This window comes from Tetzosporium hominis, assembly GCF_002265435.1.
In the GTDB taxonomy this organism is placed as follows: domain Bacteria; phylum Bacillota; class Bacilli; order Bacillales_A; family Planococcaceae; genus Chryseomicrobium; species Chryseomicrobium hominis.
The window spans coordinates 1-276 of record NZ_NOKQ01000124.1 but is presented as its reverse complement, the minus strand read 5'-3'; the positions used below and the strand labels follow the sequence as shown (position 1 = coordinate 276).

General features: G+C 33.0%; 1 pseudogene. It reads left to right on the top strand.

Annotated features, from left to right (window positions below):
* Positions 1 to 276: pseudogene (locus tag CF394_RS00675) on the top strand (hypothetical protein); the annotation flags it as partial.

Below are 276 nucleotides of genomic sequence, written 5' to 3'. Positions count from 1 at the left end.
AACCAAATCTTAGCATCAAAGTTTGTAGAGACATAGATGGAGATGAGCTAAATGATTTAACAGCTGAAAGATGTTTGGAAAAAGAGTACCGTTCACAAATAGCAATTAATTTTTATCAACCTGCAAAAGCCTATGATGAAGATCTAGACTGCATCACAATGGATTTGTGGTATTACTACGGTGGTTTTGTAGGAAGCGGTTGTGGAACATTATTTGATTTAAATAATAATGACTTAGAAAAGGAAATTGAAGAAGTGCTAAAATTTTTACTCAACG